Origin of the sequence: Pseudomonas cuatrocienegasensis (genome assembly GCF_900110925.1) — a bacterium.
GTDB classification, from domain to species: Bacteria; Pseudomonadota; Gammaproteobacteria; order Pseudomonadales; family Pseudomonadaceae; genus Aquipseudomonas; species Aquipseudomonas cuatrocienegasensis.
Window position 1 is genome coordinate 361,144 of record NZ_FOFP01000001.1, and the last position, 16,454, is coordinate 377,597.

14 protein-coding genes are annotated in these 16,454 nt (G+C 59.7%); 5 read left to right on the top strand and 9 right to left on the bottom strand.

Annotation, left to right across the window (positions count from 1 at the left end):
* Positions 1–25: 25 nt before the first annotated feature.
* Complete coding sequence (locus BMW49_RS01735; RefSeq protein ID WP_170829032.1) at positions 26–886, bottom strand: MurR/RpiR family transcriptional regulator; 861 nt, start codon at positions 884–886, stop codon at positions 26–28.
* A gap of 180 nt (positions 887–1,066) precedes the next feature.
* On the opposite strand from BMW49_RS01735, the gene zwf reads away from it, so the two are divergent.
* From zwf to BMW49_RS01755, 4 genes are all read left to right on the top strand, one after another.
* The gene (gene zwf / locus BMW49_RS01740; RefSeq protein WP_069516820.1) at positions 1,067–2,536 is read left to right on the top strand and encodes a glucose-6-phosphate dehydrogenase; all 1,470 of its coding nucleotides are present in this window, start codon (positions 1,067–1,069) and stop codon (positions 2,534–2,536) included.
* On the top strand, positions 2,523–3,236 hold the full coding sequence (gene pgl, locus BMW49_RS01745; protein ID WP_069516819.1) for a 6-phosphogluconolactonase: 714 nt from the start codon (positions 2,523–2,525) through the stop codon (positions 3,234–3,236). Before zwf ends, pgl begins: the two co-directional genes overlap by 14 nt.
* Positions 3,237–3,255: 19 nt before the next feature.
* A complete protein-coding gene (locus tag BMW49_RS01750; protein WP_244168295.1) occupies positions 3,256–3,930 on the top strand; it encodes a bifunctional 4-hydroxy-2-oxoglutarate aldolase/2-dehydro-3-deoxy-phosphogluconate aldolase in 675 nt (224 codons plus the stop codon).
* 351 nt (positions 3,931–4,281) lie between these two features.
* Positions 4,282–4,440 carry a DUF3309 family protein gene (locus tag BMW49_RS01755; RefSeq protein ID WP_069516817.1) on the top strand — a complete coding sequence of 53 codons (159 nt, stop codon included), beginning with the start codon at positions 4,282–4,284 and terminating at the stop codon, positions 4,438–4,440.
* 152 nt (positions 4,441–4,592) lie between these two features.
* Here BMW49_RS01755 and BMW49_RS01760 read toward each other — a convergent pair whose 3' ends face one another.
* The 8 genes from BMW49_RS01760 to phhA form a co-directional block, all read right to left on the bottom strand.
* Positions 4,593–4,970 carry a response regulator transcription factor gene (locus tag BMW49_RS01760; protein WP_069516816.1) on the bottom strand — a complete coding sequence of 126 codons (378 nt, stop codon included), beginning with the start codon at positions 4,968–4,970 and terminating at the stop codon, positions 4,593–4,595.
* 24 nt (positions 4,971–4,994) lie between these two features.
* Positions 4,995–6,440 carry an ATPase domain-containing protein gene (locus BMW49_RS01765; protein WP_069516815.1) on the bottom strand — a complete coding sequence of 482 codons (1,446 nt, stop codon included), beginning with the start codon at positions 6,438–6,440 and terminating at the stop codon, positions 4,995–4,997.
* 150 nt (positions 6,441–6,590) lie between these two features.
* On the bottom strand, positions 6,591–7,739 hold the full coding sequence (locus BMW49_RS01770; protein ID WP_069516814.1) for a two-component system sensor histidine kinase NtrB: 1,149 nt from the start codon (positions 7,737–7,739) through the stop codon (positions 6,591–6,593).
* 259 nt (positions 7,740–7,998) lie between these two features.
* Entirely contained in the window at positions 7,999–10,263 is a 2,265-nt protein-coding gene (gene ggpS, locus BMW49_RS01775; RefSeq protein ID WP_069516813.1) for a glucosylglycerol-phosphate synthase, read from the bottom strand.
* 77 nt (positions 10,264–10,340) lie between these two features.
* Complete coding sequence (locus BMW49_RS01780) at positions 10,341–11,603, bottom strand: MFS transporter (RefSeq protein WP_069516812.1); 1,263 nt, start codon at positions 11,601–11,603, stop codon at positions 10,341–10,343.
* 145 nt (positions 11,604–11,748) lie between these two features.
* A complete protein-coding gene (locus BMW49_RS01785) occupies positions 11,749–13,092 on the bottom strand; it encodes a DUF2254 domain-containing protein (protein WP_069516811.1) in 1,344 nt (447 codons plus the stop codon).
* 107 nt (positions 13,093–13,199) lie between these two features.
* Positions 13,200–13,556, bottom strand: a complete 357-nt coding sequence (locus BMW49_RS01790) for a 4a-hydroxytetrahydrobiopterin dehydratase (protein ID WP_069516810.1) — start codon at positions 13,554–13,556, stop codon at positions 13,200–13,202.
* A 57-nt stretch (positions 13,557–13,613) separates the two neighbouring features.
* Positions 13,614–14,399: a phenylalanine 4-monooxygenase gene (phhA, locus tag BMW49_RS01795; RefSeq protein ID WP_069516808.1), complete on the bottom strand. Its 786-nt coding sequence runs from the start codon at positions 14,397–14,399 to the stop codon at positions 13,614–13,616.
* Between the two features lie 1,096 nt (positions 14,400–15,495).
* Here phhA and BMW49_RS01800 point away from each other — a divergent pair.
* Entirely contained in the window at positions 15,496–16,356 is an 861-nt protein-coding gene (locus BMW49_RS01800) for an alpha/beta fold hydrolase (protein ID WP_069516807.1), read from the top strand.
* Positions 16,357–16,454: the final 98 nt, after the last annotated feature.

Sequence of the window (16,454 nt, forward strand, 5' to 3'; positions counted from 1 at the left end):
CGCTACCTAACGCCGGGTAGCGGTTTCAGTTGGGTTCTTCGTCAGCCGGATAGCGGCTGGCGACCAGGCTTTCCTTGATCTTGCGCAGGTGTGGCTGGAAATCCACGCCGCGGCGCAGGGTTACGCCGGTGGCCAGCACATCGAGTACGGTGAGCTGGATGATGCGAGAGGTCATCGGCATATAGATGTCGGTGTCTTCGGGCAGTGGAATGTTCAGGCTCAGGGTGCTGACTTGCGCCAGCGGCGAATCTTCGGCGGTCAGACCGAGTACTGAGGCGCCGTTCTGTCGGGCCATGCGCGCTACATCCACCAACTCGCGGGTGCGGCCGGTGTAGGAGATGATCACGAACAGGTCGCCGGTATGGGCCACCGAGGCGATCATGCGCTGCATCAGCACATCGGCGTGGGCGGAAACCGCCAGGTTGAAACGGAAGAACTTGTGCTGGGCGTCCAGGGCCACTGGGGCCGAGGCGCCCAGGCCGAAGAAGTGGATCTGCCGGGCCTGGATCAGCAGGTCGACGGCGCGGCTGATCAGCTGCGGATCGAGAGCCTGGCAAGCACTGTCAAGCGAGGCAATGGCACTGCCGAAGATCTTGCGGGTGTAAGCCTCGGGGCCATCGTCGGCCTCGACGGCGCGGCTGACATAGGCAGCGCCGCTGGCCAGGCTTTGTGCCAGTTGCATCTTCAGCTCCGGATAACCGGTTACGCCGAAGGAGCGGCAGAAACGGTTGACCGTTGGCTCGCTGACCAGCGCGGCCTGGGCCAGGGCGGCAATGCTCAGGCGGGTGGCTTGCTGCGGGTTGCGCAGGATCACCTCGGCCACTTTGCGCTCGGCCTTGTTCAGGCTGTCGAGACGGCCCTGGATCTGCTCCAGCAGATTGCGCACTCGATCCATGGGGATTCCTTGAGAGGGTAAATAAAGGCCGGCCTATCGTACTGAGGGACCCGGTTGTCGACCACTGGAATATGGGATGTATGAATATGTTGTTTTAATTACAACATATAGCCTTGATTAATCCGGGTTAACCCGGTATTTCTAACGCAACTTGATAAAAGAACGTACATCATGCCGTGCATAACTGTTGATTCCTGCACCTTTACCCTGTTTGGCGCCCTGGGCGATCTGGCACTGCGCAAGCTGTTTCCGGCGCTTTATCAGCTTGACCGGGCCGGTTTGCTGCATGACGACACTCGGGTGCTGGCTCTGGCCCGTGAAGTGGGTGATACCGCGCAGCATCTGGGCACCATCGAGTCGCATCTGCGCCGCTATGTCCCGGCGCAAGAAGTCGATCAGCAGGTGCTGATGCGTTTTATGGCGCGGCTGGACTACCTGACCATGGATTTTCGCGAGGTCGCTGACTATGCGCCCCTGGCCGAACGCGTCGGCCCGGCCGAACGCGTGGTGGCGTACTTCGCCACGCCGGCGTCGGTATATGGCGACATCTGCGCCAATCTGGCCGCCGTTGGCCTGGCTGAGCGTGCGCTGGCGGTGCTGGAAAAGCCCATCGGTCACGACCTTGCCTCCTCACGGGCGGTCAATGATGCCGTCGCTCAGTATTTTCCCGAGTCGCGGGTCTACCGGATCGATCACTACCTGGGCAAGGAGACGGTGCAAAACCTGATCGCCCTGCGTTTCGCCAACAGCCTGTTCGAAACCCAGTGGAACCAGAACCACATCTCCCACGTGGAAATCACCGTGGCCGAGAAGGTTGGCATCGAAGGGCGCTGGGGCTATTTCGACCAGGCCGGGCAACTGCGCGACATGATCCAGAATCATCTGCTGCAATTGCTCTGTCTGATCGCCATGGACCCACCCAGCGAACTGTCTGCCGACAGCATTCGCGACGAGAAGGTCAAGGTGCTCAAGGCCCTCGCGCCGATCACCGCCGAGCAGCTCAATCGCCAGGTGGTGCGCGGTCAGTACGTGGCCGGCAGCAGTGATGGCAAGGCCGTACCGGGGTATCTGGAAGAAGAAAACTCCAATTCCCAGAGCGATACCGAAACCTTCGTTGCCTTGCGTGCCGATATCCGCAACTGGCGCTGGGCAGGGGTGCCGTTCTACCTGCGCACCGGCAAGCGCATGCCGCAAAAACTGTCGCAGATCGTGATTCACTTCAAGGCGCCGCCGCATTACATCTTCGCCCCTGAGCAGCGCGAGCTGATCGGCAACAAGCTGATCATCCGCCTGCAGCCGGATGAAGGCATTGCGCTGCAGGTGATGACCAAGGACCAGGGCCTGGACAAAGGCATGCAGTTGCGCAGCGGCCCGCTGCAGCTGAATTTTTCCGATACCTACCGCCGTGATCGGGTCCCGGATGCCTACGAACGCTTGTTGCTGGAAGTGATGCGTGGCAACCAGAACCTGTTCGTGCGCAAGGATGAGATTGAGCACGCCTGGCAGTGGTGCGATCAATTGATTGCCGGCTGGAAGCGCCTCGGCGACTCGCCCAAGCCCTATGCCGCCGGCTCCTGGGGGCCGATGAGCTCGATTGCCCTGATCACCCGTGATGGAAAGGCTTGGTATGGCGATCTCTAAACTGGATTTACCCGTAGGGGTGTTGGCGCGCAGCCTGGATAACCCCTCCCATCTGGCTGATGCCCTGGCGCAGCGGGTGGCTGAGGCCTTGCGTGCCGCGCTCGACAGCCATGGCCAGGCGACCCTGGTGGTGTCGGGCGGACGCAGTCCGATTGCCTTCTTCGCCGCGCTGGCGCAGCAGCAACTGGCCTGGTCCCAGGTCACCGTAAGCCTGGCCGATGAGCGCTGGGTGCCGCTGGGCCATGCCGACAGCAATGAAAGCCTGGTGCGTGCCCATCTGTTACAGGGCCGCGCTGCCGAAGCGCGTTTCGTTGGCCTGTATCAGGCTGACGCCAGCCTTGAGGGCGCTGCGCAAAAAGCCGAGGCCGCACTCGCTGCGTTGCCAGCGATTGATGTGCTGGTGCTGGGCATGGGTGATGACGGTCATACCGCCTCGCTGTTTCCCGGTAACCCCTTGTTGGCTGATGCCCTGTCACAGAAATGTTCGCGCAGTTGCCTGCCCATGCAAGCGCCCAGCCTGCCGCACCAGCGCCTTAGCCTGACGCTGCCGCGTTTGGCGGCTGCGCGTACCCAACTGCTGGCGATCCAGGGACCGGGCAAGCTCGCGACTCTGACCCAGGCCCTGGCTGGCGACGACCCGCTACAACTTCCGATTCGTGCGTTCCTCCACGCGCCCCTTGAGATCTACTGGTGCCCTTGATGGCCCGAAGGACCCTTGCATGACACGCCAAACGTCTGTTCCCGCCGTCCCGATGGACGCGAAAATCGCCCAGCTCGACAGCCTTTGCGCGCGGGCGCGGATCATGCCGGTGATCACCATTGCCCATGAGGACCACATTCTGCCGCTGGCCGATGCTCTGGCGGCCGGTGGCCTGCAGGTGCTGGAAATTACCTTGCGCTCGCCCCATGGGCTGACCGCGATTCGTCGCTTGCGCGAGCTGCGCCCGGAGCTGTGTGTCGGTGCCGGCACCGTGCTCGATCAGGCTTCCTGGGAGGCTGCAGAGGCCGCCGGTGCGCAGTTCATCGTCACTCCAGGCTCGACTGCCGCACTGCTGGAGTCGGCGCTGCACAGTCCGATTCCGTTGCTGCCCGGTGTCAGCAGTGCCTCGGACATCATGCTCGGTTACGCCCTGGGCTACCGGCGCTTCAAGCTGTTTCCCGCCGAGGTAAGCGGCGGGGTTGCGGCGCTCAAGGCACTCGGCGGGCCTTTTGGTGGGGTGCGCTTCTGCCCAACGGGCGGAATCAGCCCGGATAACCTGGTGCGTTACATGGATCAGCCCAACGTCATGTGTGTAGGCGGGACCTGGATGTTCGACAGCCAGTGGATCAAGGCCGGCGACTGGGCGCGCATCGAGCAAGCCAGCCGCGAGGCGCTGCAACTGCTCGCGCCCTGAAGGTCGCTTCGCAGCGTTGGTGCGCACAGCGCACCCTACGGCGCCAGGCTTCACCGTTAAATACTTGTCAGAGAGCTCAAAAGCTTCGCGCCGGGGCGACGCTCCCACGGGAGTGGGGTTTCGCCTGCAACAGACCCAAGAAAAAGCCCTGCCGTGAAAGCGCCAGGGCCTTTTTCTTGGGCGCTAAATAGTCTGCACTTTTGCCTGTGCTAGCCAGTCCACCAAGAGTCGGGTCGGGCGCTGTCCACAGAGCAGCGTGTCCGGCTTCGCGGCTGAGAGGTCTTGGCTGCGGTGATCCTGTGTCTGGCCTGCTGTTTGGGTTCAAACACGATCTTTTGCAAGGAGATTCACATGAGCGTTGGAACCATACTGCTGATCGTACTGATCCTACTGCTGATCGGTGTTATTCCTGCCTGGCCGCACAGCCGAAGCTGGGGCTATGGTCCAAGTGGCGGGCTGGGTGCAGTGCTGGTGATCGTGCTGGTACTGCTTGTGCTCGGCGTGGTGTAGACGGCCGTTACATCGCCCAAGGCGAACTGACCCCTGAGGTCGGTTCGCCGGGGTTAGGCCTACCGCTGGTAACGCTGGTGAGAGTGGTGGTGGGCGAAATACGGGGAAAGAACAGCTGCACTCAAACCTGGCTGTAGCACAGGCGCGGGGCGTTAGAGCGCTCCTTTGTGCCCGGGGCCGATCAGCTCGCGCACCTTATCGATGATCTCGTTGATGTCGAACGGCTTGTCGAAGACAGCGGCGAACAGCTCGGGGCTGGCGCGGCCGACACTGCCTTGGGCGCCACTCATCAGGATGATCGGCAGCGCCTGAGGCGACTGGCGTGAGCGAATCGCCTGGGCGAACTCCAGGCCATCCATCAGTGGCATCATGAAATCGGTAATCACCAGCTCCGGCCGCTCCCGGTCGAGCACCTCGAGACCTTTGCGGCCATTACCCGCCTTGACCACCATGTAGCCTTCGTCTTCCAGCGCGTAGCCGAGAATATCTGCAATCAGATACTCATCATCCACAACCAGGATAGTCGTCATGCGAACTCGACCCGCTGGCTGCGATCAGGCGTCGGGGATGGGAGTAGCGGAACCTGATAATACTGCCGCTGCATGTTTAAAGGCCTTGTTCAGATCAATGCCGTGGTCGTTAATGACCACTTCGAGTAGAGATGGGTCGTAAAAACTGTCTCTCATCTTGAGAATGGAAAAAAGCCGCTTGAGCTCGGAGTCCAGTTCGACGAAGCGCATCAGGATCAGGTTGTCGACGATGCTCGACAATTCCGGTGCCGGTGCGTTGATTTCCGCGCCAAATAGATCGCGCATTTCCCAGGTAGCAAAGACTGTGACACCCAATGCACGCAGTTCATTCATCAAAGCGCTGAAGAACTCGACCAGGCGCGGTGTATTGGTGGTGACGCGGGCCATACCGCCAAGGCTGTCGATCAATACGCGCTTGATGCCGAGGGTGCGCACAGTATTGAGCAGCTTCGCGCCCAGGGCATCGAGCAGCCCGGCAGTGGTGGGTTGCCAGATCATGTGCAGGGCACCGCTGGCCTCCATGGCGGCCAGGTCATGGCCGATGGCACGTGCCTTGAGGCGCAGGCGCTGCGGGGTTTCGTAGAAGCCGAAGTGCAACGCCGGCGCTTCAGGTGTCGCCTGCGCCAGGAAGTTGATGCCCAGGCTGGTTTTGCCGATACCAGAGGGGCCCATGATCAAGGTCACGGACGTGCTTGGCAGGCCGCCACCGATTAATGTGTCAAGGCGCGGTATGCCACTGGGGATGCGTGTCAGCTCGTCACTTTCAGCGCACGAGGGGCGGCTGTAGAGGCTTTCCAGGCGCGGGTAGACGACCAGCCCATCATCGGTGATCTCACACTCGTGCAGCCCGGACAGCGCGCCGCTGCCGCGGGTCTTGCGCAGTTGAATGCGGCGCACCGAGCGAGTGCCGTACAGCTCTTCGCCCAGTTCGATCACGCCATCGACCATGGTGTGTTCGGGGCTGCCATCATCCAGGCGCGAGCTGGTCAAAAACAGCACCGTGCAGCCGGCGAAGGCGGCGTGCCCTTGCAGCTCGGAAATGAACTTCTTGGTGTCGAGCTGGGTGTCAGCCTTGATGCGTGCGTTGAGTAAGCCGTCGACGATCAATACCGTGGCTTTCTGCCGGCTGATTTCCCGACGCAACAGCTTGACCACTTCATCCAGCCCCTCGTTCTCGAGCGTGTCGAAGGCGCTGACGAACTGGACTTCCGCACCGATGCGGGTCTTGTCGAAGAAGCTCAGGGTAGAGAGGAACTGGAATAGCCGTTCATGGGATTCCGAGAGCAGGGTTGCAACCAGAACACGGCCGCCATTGCGCACATGGTTGAACGCAATCTGATTGGCCAGAATCGTCTTGCCCGAGCCGGGACGACCTTGAACGATGTAGGAGGCGCCTGCCACCAGACCACCTTTCAACAAGGCGTCAAGGCCTTCAATGCCGCTCTGCAGGCGTTTTAGCTGTTCCACTATCGGGTCTGCCTTATAAAAAATGGGCCGTGAGTGCCTGCGATCACCGCAAAGTGGCGGTGCTGAGACGGTCAGCGGGTGTGACTGGTTACGATGATAACGGGCATACCCTGGCCTGTACCAGTTCGCAGTATATCCAAGGTCTACCAGTGGTCAGGCCGATGGGGTCACAATCGCGGCCGGCAGGAACAGGCTCACGGTCGTGCCGCGGCCCGGCGCACTGTCGACCCGAACTGAACCATCGAGGTGCTTGAGCAGACCGTATACCTGGCTCAGGCCCAACCCAGTGCCCTGGCCAAACCCCTTGGTGGTGAAAAACGGCTCGAAGATTCTAGGCTGCACCGCTGGGTCGATACCGACGCCGGTATCGGCGATGCTGATGACGACAAAGTCGCCGTGAAGTCCGTCCCATTCCCCGTTGAGGGTTCGATTGACTGCCCGCAGGCAGATTTCGCCATGACCTTCTATGGCATCGCGGGCGTTGAAAACCAGGTTCAACAGGGCCATTTCCAGTTGGCTGGGATCGGCCTTGACTGGATACAGATCAGCGTCCAGTTCTCCGCTCAGGTGGATGTGTTTGGGCAGGGCCTGGGCAAGAAAGGTCTGAGTGGCCGGCAGGATTTCATGCAGGTCGAGTACACGGGCCTGCAGGTTGCCGCGGCGGGCGAAGGTCAGCAGGTGCTGAGTCATCTGGCTGCCGCGCTGGCCGGCGCTGTGAATGCTTTCCAGCAGCTCGCTGCGGCGTTGCGGGTTATCGGTACGACTGGCCAGGCGAGCCGCGCTGATGATGATGGTCAGCAGGTTGTTGAAGTCATGCGCCATGCCACCGGTCAGTTGGCCCAGGGCTTCGAGCTTTTGCGCCTGGAACAACTGTTCGCGCATGGCTTCCATGCGCTGCTCAGCCTCATGGGGTTGGGTCATGTCGCGGGTGATCTTGGCGAAGCCGATGACCTGATTATTGGCATCACGAATCAGGTCCAGCACGACCTGGGCGCGGAAGTGCGAGCCGTCCTTGCGCACGCGCCAGCCCAGGTCTTCCGCGCGGCCATGGGCAAGTGCCTGCTGCATGAGCAAGGCGGGCTTGTTCGCAGCACGGTCTTCCTCGGTGTAGAACATCTCCAGCGGTTGACCGATCACTTCGGAGGCGCTGTAGCCCTTGATCCGCGATGCGCCGGTATTCCAGGACGTTATGCGGCCCTGAAGGTCGAGCATATAGATCGCATAGTCGCTCACCGCCTGCACCAGCAGCTCGTAATGACGCTCGGTCGAAATAGGGGCAGGGGTGGAGCCAGTCGAATCCATGGAGGCCTCGGTGTGCAAAGGGGCGTGGCACGGCTCCCGTCCTGCATGACACTGTAGCGCACAGGCTAGGGCTGCAGCCTCATGCGGGCAGGTTAACCGGATCAGTTCGGCGCTGCCTAGTAGACAGCCGAAACGCTGATGGATTCAGAGTGGCAGGCAGTGGTTTGGTTCAACCCCGCCACTGCGCTGCTAGGTCTGTTGTCGTTTCGTCGCAAGCCGCGCGGCTCGCGACGAAACGGCAACAGACTATGCCCCCAGCTCAGGAGGCCTGTTCGAGAACTGCACTCAGTGGTGCTTCGGCTGGTGCGCTTACGCCTGCCAGGCAATCCTCGCCCCAGCGGCGAATGTCGTGATGGGTGACGATGTCGAACAGTTCACGCAGGCGCGCCTGGGCCTCGGCTTTGGGCATGTTCAGCGCCAGGTAGCAGGTTTGCGCCAGATCCATCGGATCGTGCGGGTTGGTCAGCAGGGCGCCCTTTAGCTCGGCTGCCGCCCCGGCGAACTCCGAGAGTACCAGCACACCACGTCCGCCGAGCAGGCCCTGGGCGGCAACGAACTCCTTGGCTACCAGATTGAGGCCGTCACGCAGCGGGGTGATCCACATCACATCGGCCATGCCATACCAGGCGCTGACTTCTTCGAACGGCAGGCTGCGGAAGAAGAACTGCAGCGGTGTCCAGCCCACCCGGGCGAAGCGGCCATTGATACGCCCCACGGCCTGTTCGATCTGCGCTTGCAGGGCGTCGTAGATGGTCATCTCTTTGGCTGCCGGCACGCAGACGCAGACCAGGGTGACCTTGCCCTGCAGCTCGGGGTTTTCTTCGAGCAGGCGCTCGAAGGCCTGGACCTTTTCCAGGGTGCCCTTGGTGTAGTCGAGACGTTCGACCGAGAGGATCAGCTTGATGCTGGCCAGCTCCTGACGCAGGCGCGCCATCATCTCGCGGATCTTCGGGTCATCCAGGGCGGCGCGTACGCGGTCGATGTCCAGGCCCACCGGGTTGGCTTCAAGGCGCACTACACGGCTGCCTGTGCTGACTGCCGTGGTCATGCGCTCCAGGCCGACCGCACAGCCGTAGGTGACGAAACGCGGTGCGCAGTTTTGCCGGCTGACCGTCTCCAGCGGCGTCACGCCGCGCGCGGCATCGACAAAGTTCTCCACCTGGCGCGGAATGTGAAAACCGATGCTGTCGCACTGCAGCAGGCTGCCGATGATCTGCCGGCGCCACGGCAGCACATTGAACACATCGGCGGAGGGGAAGTAGGTGTGGTGGAAAAAGGCGATGCGCAGATCCGGTCGCAGTTCGCGCAGGTAGCCGGGGACCATCCACAGGTTGTAGTCGTGCAACCACACGGTAGCGCCTTCGGCCGCCTCCAGGGCCGTGCGCTCGGCAAAGGAGCGATTGACCTTGAGGTACACCTGCCAGTCATCCTCGTTGAATACCGCGCGCTCCCAGAAGGTGTGCAGCGTGGGCCAGAAGGCTTCTTTGGAGAAGCGCTTATAGAAGATGTCGACCTCTTCCTTGCTCAGCGCCACCCGAGCGGCAGTGAGCTTCGGGTAGCGCTCGGCGTCCACCGTGGTGTGGGTCTCGAAGGCTTCACCGTTGTCGTCATCCACGGCCCAGGCGACCCAGGAGCCGGGGCGGCCGTCGCCGAAGAAGCTCAGCAGGGTCGGGATGATGCCGTTGGGCGAGGTCGGGCGGCGGCGTTGCAGCACACCGTTGACCCGGTGCTCTTCATACGGCAGGCGGTGGTAGACCATCACCAGTTCGGCTTTGCCCGGCTGAGCGGTTTGCGGCTGCAGGGCGGCGATGCCGTGCTCACCGAGAAAACCGAAGTGGGCAAAAGCTTCCAGAATGCCGCCGCAGCCTGGACGCTGGGCATGCAGGATACGCGAATAGGCCTGGGTTGCCTCGAGCAGACCCGGCTCGGAGGCGCCGACACAGACGCCCTTGAAACGGCCATTGAGCATGCTCAGGTCATTGAGCGTATCGCCAGCGGTCAACACCTGGTCTTCGTCCAGACCCAGATGGGCGGCCAGAGCGGCCAGGCTGCTGCCCTTGTTCACGCCGCGCGGGAGGAAGTCCAGGTAGCGGTCGGCGGAATACAGCAGGTCGCAGCCGAGGGCGTCGGCGGCTTCGCGCAGGGCCGGGTCGGCGGCCTGTTCAGGGCTGCAGAAGTACGAACAGCGGCGCACCTGAGGTACATCCTGGCGTTCCAGGTCGAAGCCTTCTAGTGCGCTGGCAACCTGGCTTTCGCCGGGCCAGAGTTGGTCGACCTGGCTCTGTAGCGGGTGCAGCGGTTGCAGGCTGTCGCCGTGGGTAAAGCTGGCGCCGACATCAGAGATGATGTAGTCCGGGTGCGGCAAGGTGGGGTCTGCCAGCAGCGGCAGAACCGCTTCCAGGCTGCGGCCGGTGACGTAAGCCAGACGGATTTCCGGGTGAGCGGCGATGGTCTGGTAGAGGCTGAGGCGATCCTGCGGATCACCGGCGAGAAAGGTTCCATCCAGATCGGTGGCAAGTAGCATGCGCTGTCTCCCTGTCCATTGTTGTGGTGCAGTTGACGCGCCGACGTGGTGCCGACGTGCTTGGTGTGGCGGCCCTTCTAGTGAGGGCCTGCAGCCGCAGGAGGCGGTTCCTCCTGTGGATGTTCGGGGGCATCGGGCATCAGCTCGAGTACCGTATGACTGGTGCGCAGCATCGGCATGAAGTGGCCGGCTGGCTCGCTGACCAGGTCGCTGACGTGGCGCAGGCGATAGAGGGTGTAGGCGGCAAGCAGGCCCAGGGTTGCGGCGAAGTACAGCGGCAGGGCCTGGGCGCCCAGGTGTTGCATGAGCACCCCGGCCAGCAGCGGGCCACATGCCGAACCAATACCGTTGATCATCAGCAGGCTGCCGGAGCCAGCGAGAATTTCGTCGCTGTGTAATTGGTCGATCAACTGGGCTACCGCGATGGGATAGATGGCAAACGCCAATCCGCCCCAGAGGAACATGGCGACAAGCAGCAGGCGCCCGGCAGGTAGCAGGCTCATCACCAGCGCCACCAGCACGGCCAGCAATACGACCCAGAACAGCACCAGGCGCCGGTCGTGGCTATCCGAGTAGCGGCCGATGGGCAACTGCAGCAGGGCACCGCCGAGGATCGCGCCACTCATCATCAGACCGACGCCGGGGGCGTCGAAACCACTGAGTGCGGCATATACCGGCGCCAGGCCCCAGAAGGCTCCCAGTGCCAGCCCCGATAAGGCCGATGCCGCGAGCGCCAGTGGCGCCACGCCGACCAGCTGACGCAGATTGGTGTGCAGGGTTTCGGGCAAGCTTGGCTGGGCCTGGCGGGTCAGGGTAATGGGCATCAGCGCGGCGCTGATCAGCATCGCTGCCAGAACGAACAGCAAGAAGTCGGTGGGCTCGGCCAGGTTCAGCAGTTGCTGGGCAGCCGCCAGGGCGCCGAGGTTGACGGCCATGTAGACGGCGAACACCTGACCACGCTTGTCATTGGGGACCTGCGCGTTGAGCCAGCTTTCAATCACCATATACAGACTGACCAGCGCCAGACCGTAGAGCACGCGCAGCCCAAGCCAGACCCAGGGATCGACGAAGAGTAAATGCAGCAGAGCGGTAATGGCGGCGAGGGCTGCGCAAAAGGCAAACGCGCGGATGTGCCCCACGCGGCGTACCAGCGGAATCGCCAGCCAGGTACCGAGGAGAAAACCGACAAAGTACCCGGACATGATCAGTCCGAGCATCCCGGTGGAGTAGCCTTCGGCGACACCACGCAGGGTCAGTAGAGTGTTGAGCAGACCATTGCCGAGCAGGAGTAACGCGACCCCACCCAGCAACGAGCTGATAGGGGCAATCAAGGACCACATGGCAACTACCCTAAGGAACTATGCCCATGATGGCAAGCAGGGTGTATGCCATGGATATTCAGGTTTGTTTTTAAGTTATTGATTTTTAAGGTTTATTTTTTCTGATAAATGGTCGTTCGGTTTTCTGATGACTAGAAGTGCCCAATCATGGAGCGTTTTCCTCTATTTCCAGAGGGGGCATGGTGGCACTTTTTGCTGCGCACGCATGATTGATCCGAGCGATGAACTGGTTGATTTCCTCCCGGTCGCGGCGCTCGAAAAGGTTGCGATCGGCGGTATCTCGTACGCTGCGGGCGTGGCGCAGTAACTCGTTCTGTTGCGCCTTGTCGTGAGTCAGGTAGAGCATGTTCTTGTACGCCTGCAGCAGGCTGACCAATACGCTGGTGTCACTCGCGCCGTACGCGCGTATCGGGCCGAGTAACTGCAATAGCAATTGATCCAGGGTCAGCTCGTGGTAGTAGAGGCGCGGTGGGGCGTCGGGCAATGCCGCGAAATCCCGATCAGGCAAGCCCAGGCGTCGGCCGAGCAACACACTGAGCAGGTCGATGGTCTTGATCGCCGTGCCGGGATCATTGATGCCGGGGCTCAAGGCCTTGACGGCGATTTCGGACATCTGCCGGCAGCCGAAGAAGTAATGTGCGCTGACGTATTCCTCGATAAAAAAATCGAAGCAGTCGAGCAGTTCCTGGGTGATGGTTTCGTCCACCGGGCACTCCAGCTTGAACAGCGGGTGCCCCTGCACGACGAAGAAGCCGCGGTGCGCGAGAACGCTCATGCGTAACTGATGTTGGCTCAGCAGTTTGTTGGCTTCACTTGCATTGAGGGCTTTGAAATAGCCACTGCGTTGCGCGTGGATGGTGATCCAGCCCTTGTCATCCGGCCAGTTCGGTGGTGGCTCGCAGGTGGCCAGGCTGGCGGCGCAGCGGTCGAGCTTTGCCAGGCTGGTGCTATAGAGCGTGTTAAGAATGTGCTCGACTTGAATTGACTGGGAAATGGAGCGGATAAAGTGCACGAACAGACCCAGGCAGGTGATACCCAGGGCCAGGGTGACCAGTACCCCAAGGCTGGGCACGCGTGAGCTGTTGCCTTGTTCGATGGTGGTGATCAGCAGCAGGGCATAGAGGATGGTGCCCAGGTAAACACCGAGGGTTTTCTGGTGGCCCTTGCTGCTGATCAGCCCCGGAATCACCCGTGGGGACAGGGATGCAGCGGCATTATTGAGCACCACCATGACCATGGAGAAGCTGAACACCATCAGCGAGAGAATACCGGCGACTAAGGTGCCAAGAATCAGCCTGGCATTGTCGGCGTTGCGCACCAGTCCCAGGTCTACATGCCGTTTGATCGCCATCATCCAGCTTTGGTATTCGATGGCCATGGTCAGCAGGCACAATAGGAAGAAGCCAACAGCGATCAGCGTCGGGTAGAACGCCAGGCTGTGGATGATCCGCTGGTAGGCGCGAAAAAGGACATTGTTAGTGGTGGCCATGGACATTCCGCAGAAGGAAAGCGATGGCCACACTATAACGGGCTCAAGGGCAGGCTTGTCTGCCTGATCTGCTCAGGATTGGGCGCCGGCGCGCACGCGCGAGTTGCTTATTTGCGGCCCTCGGCGCTGGCGGCAAGTACATCGGTACGGGCCGCCATGATGAAGTCGTTGCGGTGCAGGCCGCGCATCTCGTGGCTCCACCAGGTCACCGTGACCTTGCCCCATTCGGTGAGCAATGCCGGATGGTGGCCGACCTCTTCGGCAATTGTGCCTACGGCATTGGTAAAGGCCAGGGCGTGGCGGAAGTTCTTGAACAGGTACACGCGCTCCAGCTCCCTGTGGTCGCCGCGCACTTCGATATGCCAGTCAGGGATTTCGCGAAGCAGTTCAGCCAGTTCGTCATCACTGACCTGCGGGGCATCGGCGCGGCAGGCTTCGCATTGGGCTTGGGCAAGGGACATCAGGCTTCTCCAGAGTGATTAGGTGTTAGCGAGGGCTCGCAATGGGCCGCCAGCAATAAGTTAGGCGACTTTCGGGGGGAACTTGGGCGGGTGCAAACCCAAGCGCATGGCCTGCTGCACCATCAACATAATGTCTTGTTGAGCCAGCTCGAACAGGCGCTTGAGTTCCGGCAGGACAAAATACAGTGGTTGCAGGATGTCGATGCGATAGGGCGTACGCATGGCTTGCAACGGATCGAAAGCCTGGTGTTCGGGCACATCTGACAGGCTATACAGCGTTTCTTTAGGTGAAGAAAGGATACCGCCGCCGTAGATGCGCCGTCCCTGGCGGGTATCAACCAGGCCAAATTCGATGGTCAACCAGTACAGGCGGGCCAAACAGACGCGCTCTTGCTTGCTGGCGGCCAGGCCGAGCTTGCCGTAGGTGTGGGTAAATTCGGCAAACCAGGGGTTGGTCAGTAATGGGCAATGGCCGAATACTTCATGAAAGATATCCGGTTCCTGCAGGTAATCCAGCTCTTCGGGTGTGCGAATAAAGGTGGCTACTGGGAATTGCTTGCTGGCCAGCAGCTCGAAGAACCTCTGAAAAGGGATCAGCGCTGGTACTCGCGTAACGCGCCACCCGGTAGTGGCTTCGAGTACTTGATTGATCTCGCTCAGCTGTGGAATGCGCTCGTGGGGTAGGCCGAGCTGTTCGATACCGTCCAGGTATTCCTGGCAGGCGCGGCCTTCGATCACCTTGAGCTGGCGGGTGATCAGGGTATTCCATACGCCGTGCTCTGCTTCCGGGTAATGGATAAAACCACGCTCGTCCGCTTCACGCGCCACGTAGTGCGTGCTCTTCATCTATGGCCTCCTGTCGGGGCTTTTATTGTTGTGTTGAGCCATGAATACGCCAGGCGCCAGAGCTATGCAGCCCTTGGCCGAATGCCGGCAGGCCAATCAGAGTGATTATTTGTAAAGAAATTATTACGGTAGTCCCAGGTGGTCGATTCCCGGCCATGGTTTCGTGATTTAACGTAATTTTTTCTTTACGACTTTTTCCACGTGAGTGCCAATGCTCAGCTGTCGATACGCCGATTTGGCCTGTGCGGGGCGAAGGGGGGCGCCTAGCCTTTATTCGCGAATAAATTCGCTCCTACAGGGGGCGGCAGTTAACTCATATATGACCTTCAGTAATTGCTTTCGTAAGTATTCATGGTTGGACTGATTTTGTCTCGACAATAGCCATGTGTGATTTCATGGGTTAAGTGGTTAGTGAGTTTTAAGTGCGTTATTGTCAGGGGCATATATTCGCTATAGGGGGTGGTTTTTAAAGAGGTTGTCTTTGTAGTTTTTAAAAAATAATTCTAATAGGAAGGCGCAATTACATGCTGAGAAAACTGTCATTTGGCCTGTAAATATACCTGTACGATATATTTGGTGTTTCAAGCGCGGGGTAGGCCTGCGAAGAATTCGTAACTTTATCTTTACGTAATAAAAACGTTACACCTCTCGGTTGTCGAGAGAGTCAATTCGTGCATTTCGCTATTTCACTCCCGCATCCATATTTTGGTTCAAAAAAACTAGTAACAAATTATTTCATGATTTTGTGGTGACGGTTTGCCAGCCCCCAGCCAGATTGCGTCGCTAATGCGCTGAATTTTGGTAGGTACCGCTATCATTTCTCAGTTGGCACGGTCTGGATAAGGACATCTGCCTGACGTTTCAGATAGGTTTCACGCCTTGCCTGAGTCACAAATGTGGCGTCAGTGACTTGTCGGTCATGTCCGTATTGAGCTAGAAATTCTCCCCGAAGATTGTTGGATGCATGTGCTCTCAACCTTTCACGAAGCTTTCAGTCGGTATTTGTCAGGTTTAGCGACGGTTTTTTGACTATCTGGACCGTTGCGCAAATGAGAATGCGTGTAATTAATTCTAATTTTTATGGAGTGCCGCAGGTATGGAAGCGCAAATACTGAGCGTGGAAGGATTCTCGATCTACACAGAAACTTACTGGAGAGGGGAAGGGGCAAAAACACTGCTACTGATCAACGGTGCACTGTCGACCACTGGATCTTTCGGGCAGACAGTCAAGTACTTACAGCCGCATTTCAACTTGGTTCTTTTTGATCTGCCGTTTGCCGGTAAATCGCGCGACCACAACCCCGGCGGGTATGTGGTTACCAAGGAAGACGAAGTCAAAATAATTCTGCAGTTGATTGAGCGCTTTCAAGTTAATTGTTTGTTGTCGGTGTCCTGGGGTGGTGTTTCGGCTATGTTGGCGTTAGCGGAGTCGCCTCCTTCGGTGGAGCGAGCCATCATCAGTTCGTTTTCGCCGGTGATCAATGAGGCGATGCTCGACTACATCGATAAAGGGCAGGTTTATCTGGCGGCGCGCGACAAACGGAAAATCGGCTCGTTGCTCAACGATACCGTGGGTAAATACCTGCCTCGGCTGTTCAAGCTATACAACTACAAGCACCTGATCAGTCTGGCTGAGCATGAGTATGAGCAAATCGATTTCCACATAACCCAGATTCGCCAACTAAGTGCCAAGAACTATGTGGAGCGCTTTGCGCGGATCCAGATACCAGTATTGTTCGTCAATGGTGAACGTGACGAGTACACCACCGCAGAGGATGCGCGGCAATTTGCCGGCTATGTTGCCAAAAGCCAGTTTGTCGTGGTTCCCAACGCGGGGCACTTCCTCGATCTCGAAAGCAAGGCGGCATGGTTGGCTTCACGCCGCAGTGTGCTTGATTTCATGGGCGTCGAAGAGGCTGCGCCACAGATGAGTGAACTGTCGCCCTCGCTCGCATGAGGCACACGAACTCAGCGCCTGTTAAGGAAATGCGTGCGCCATGTCGGTTGCCGAGGTGGCGTGCGTCTGTTCTTTCCTGTGTTGCTCTGATTGTTGGG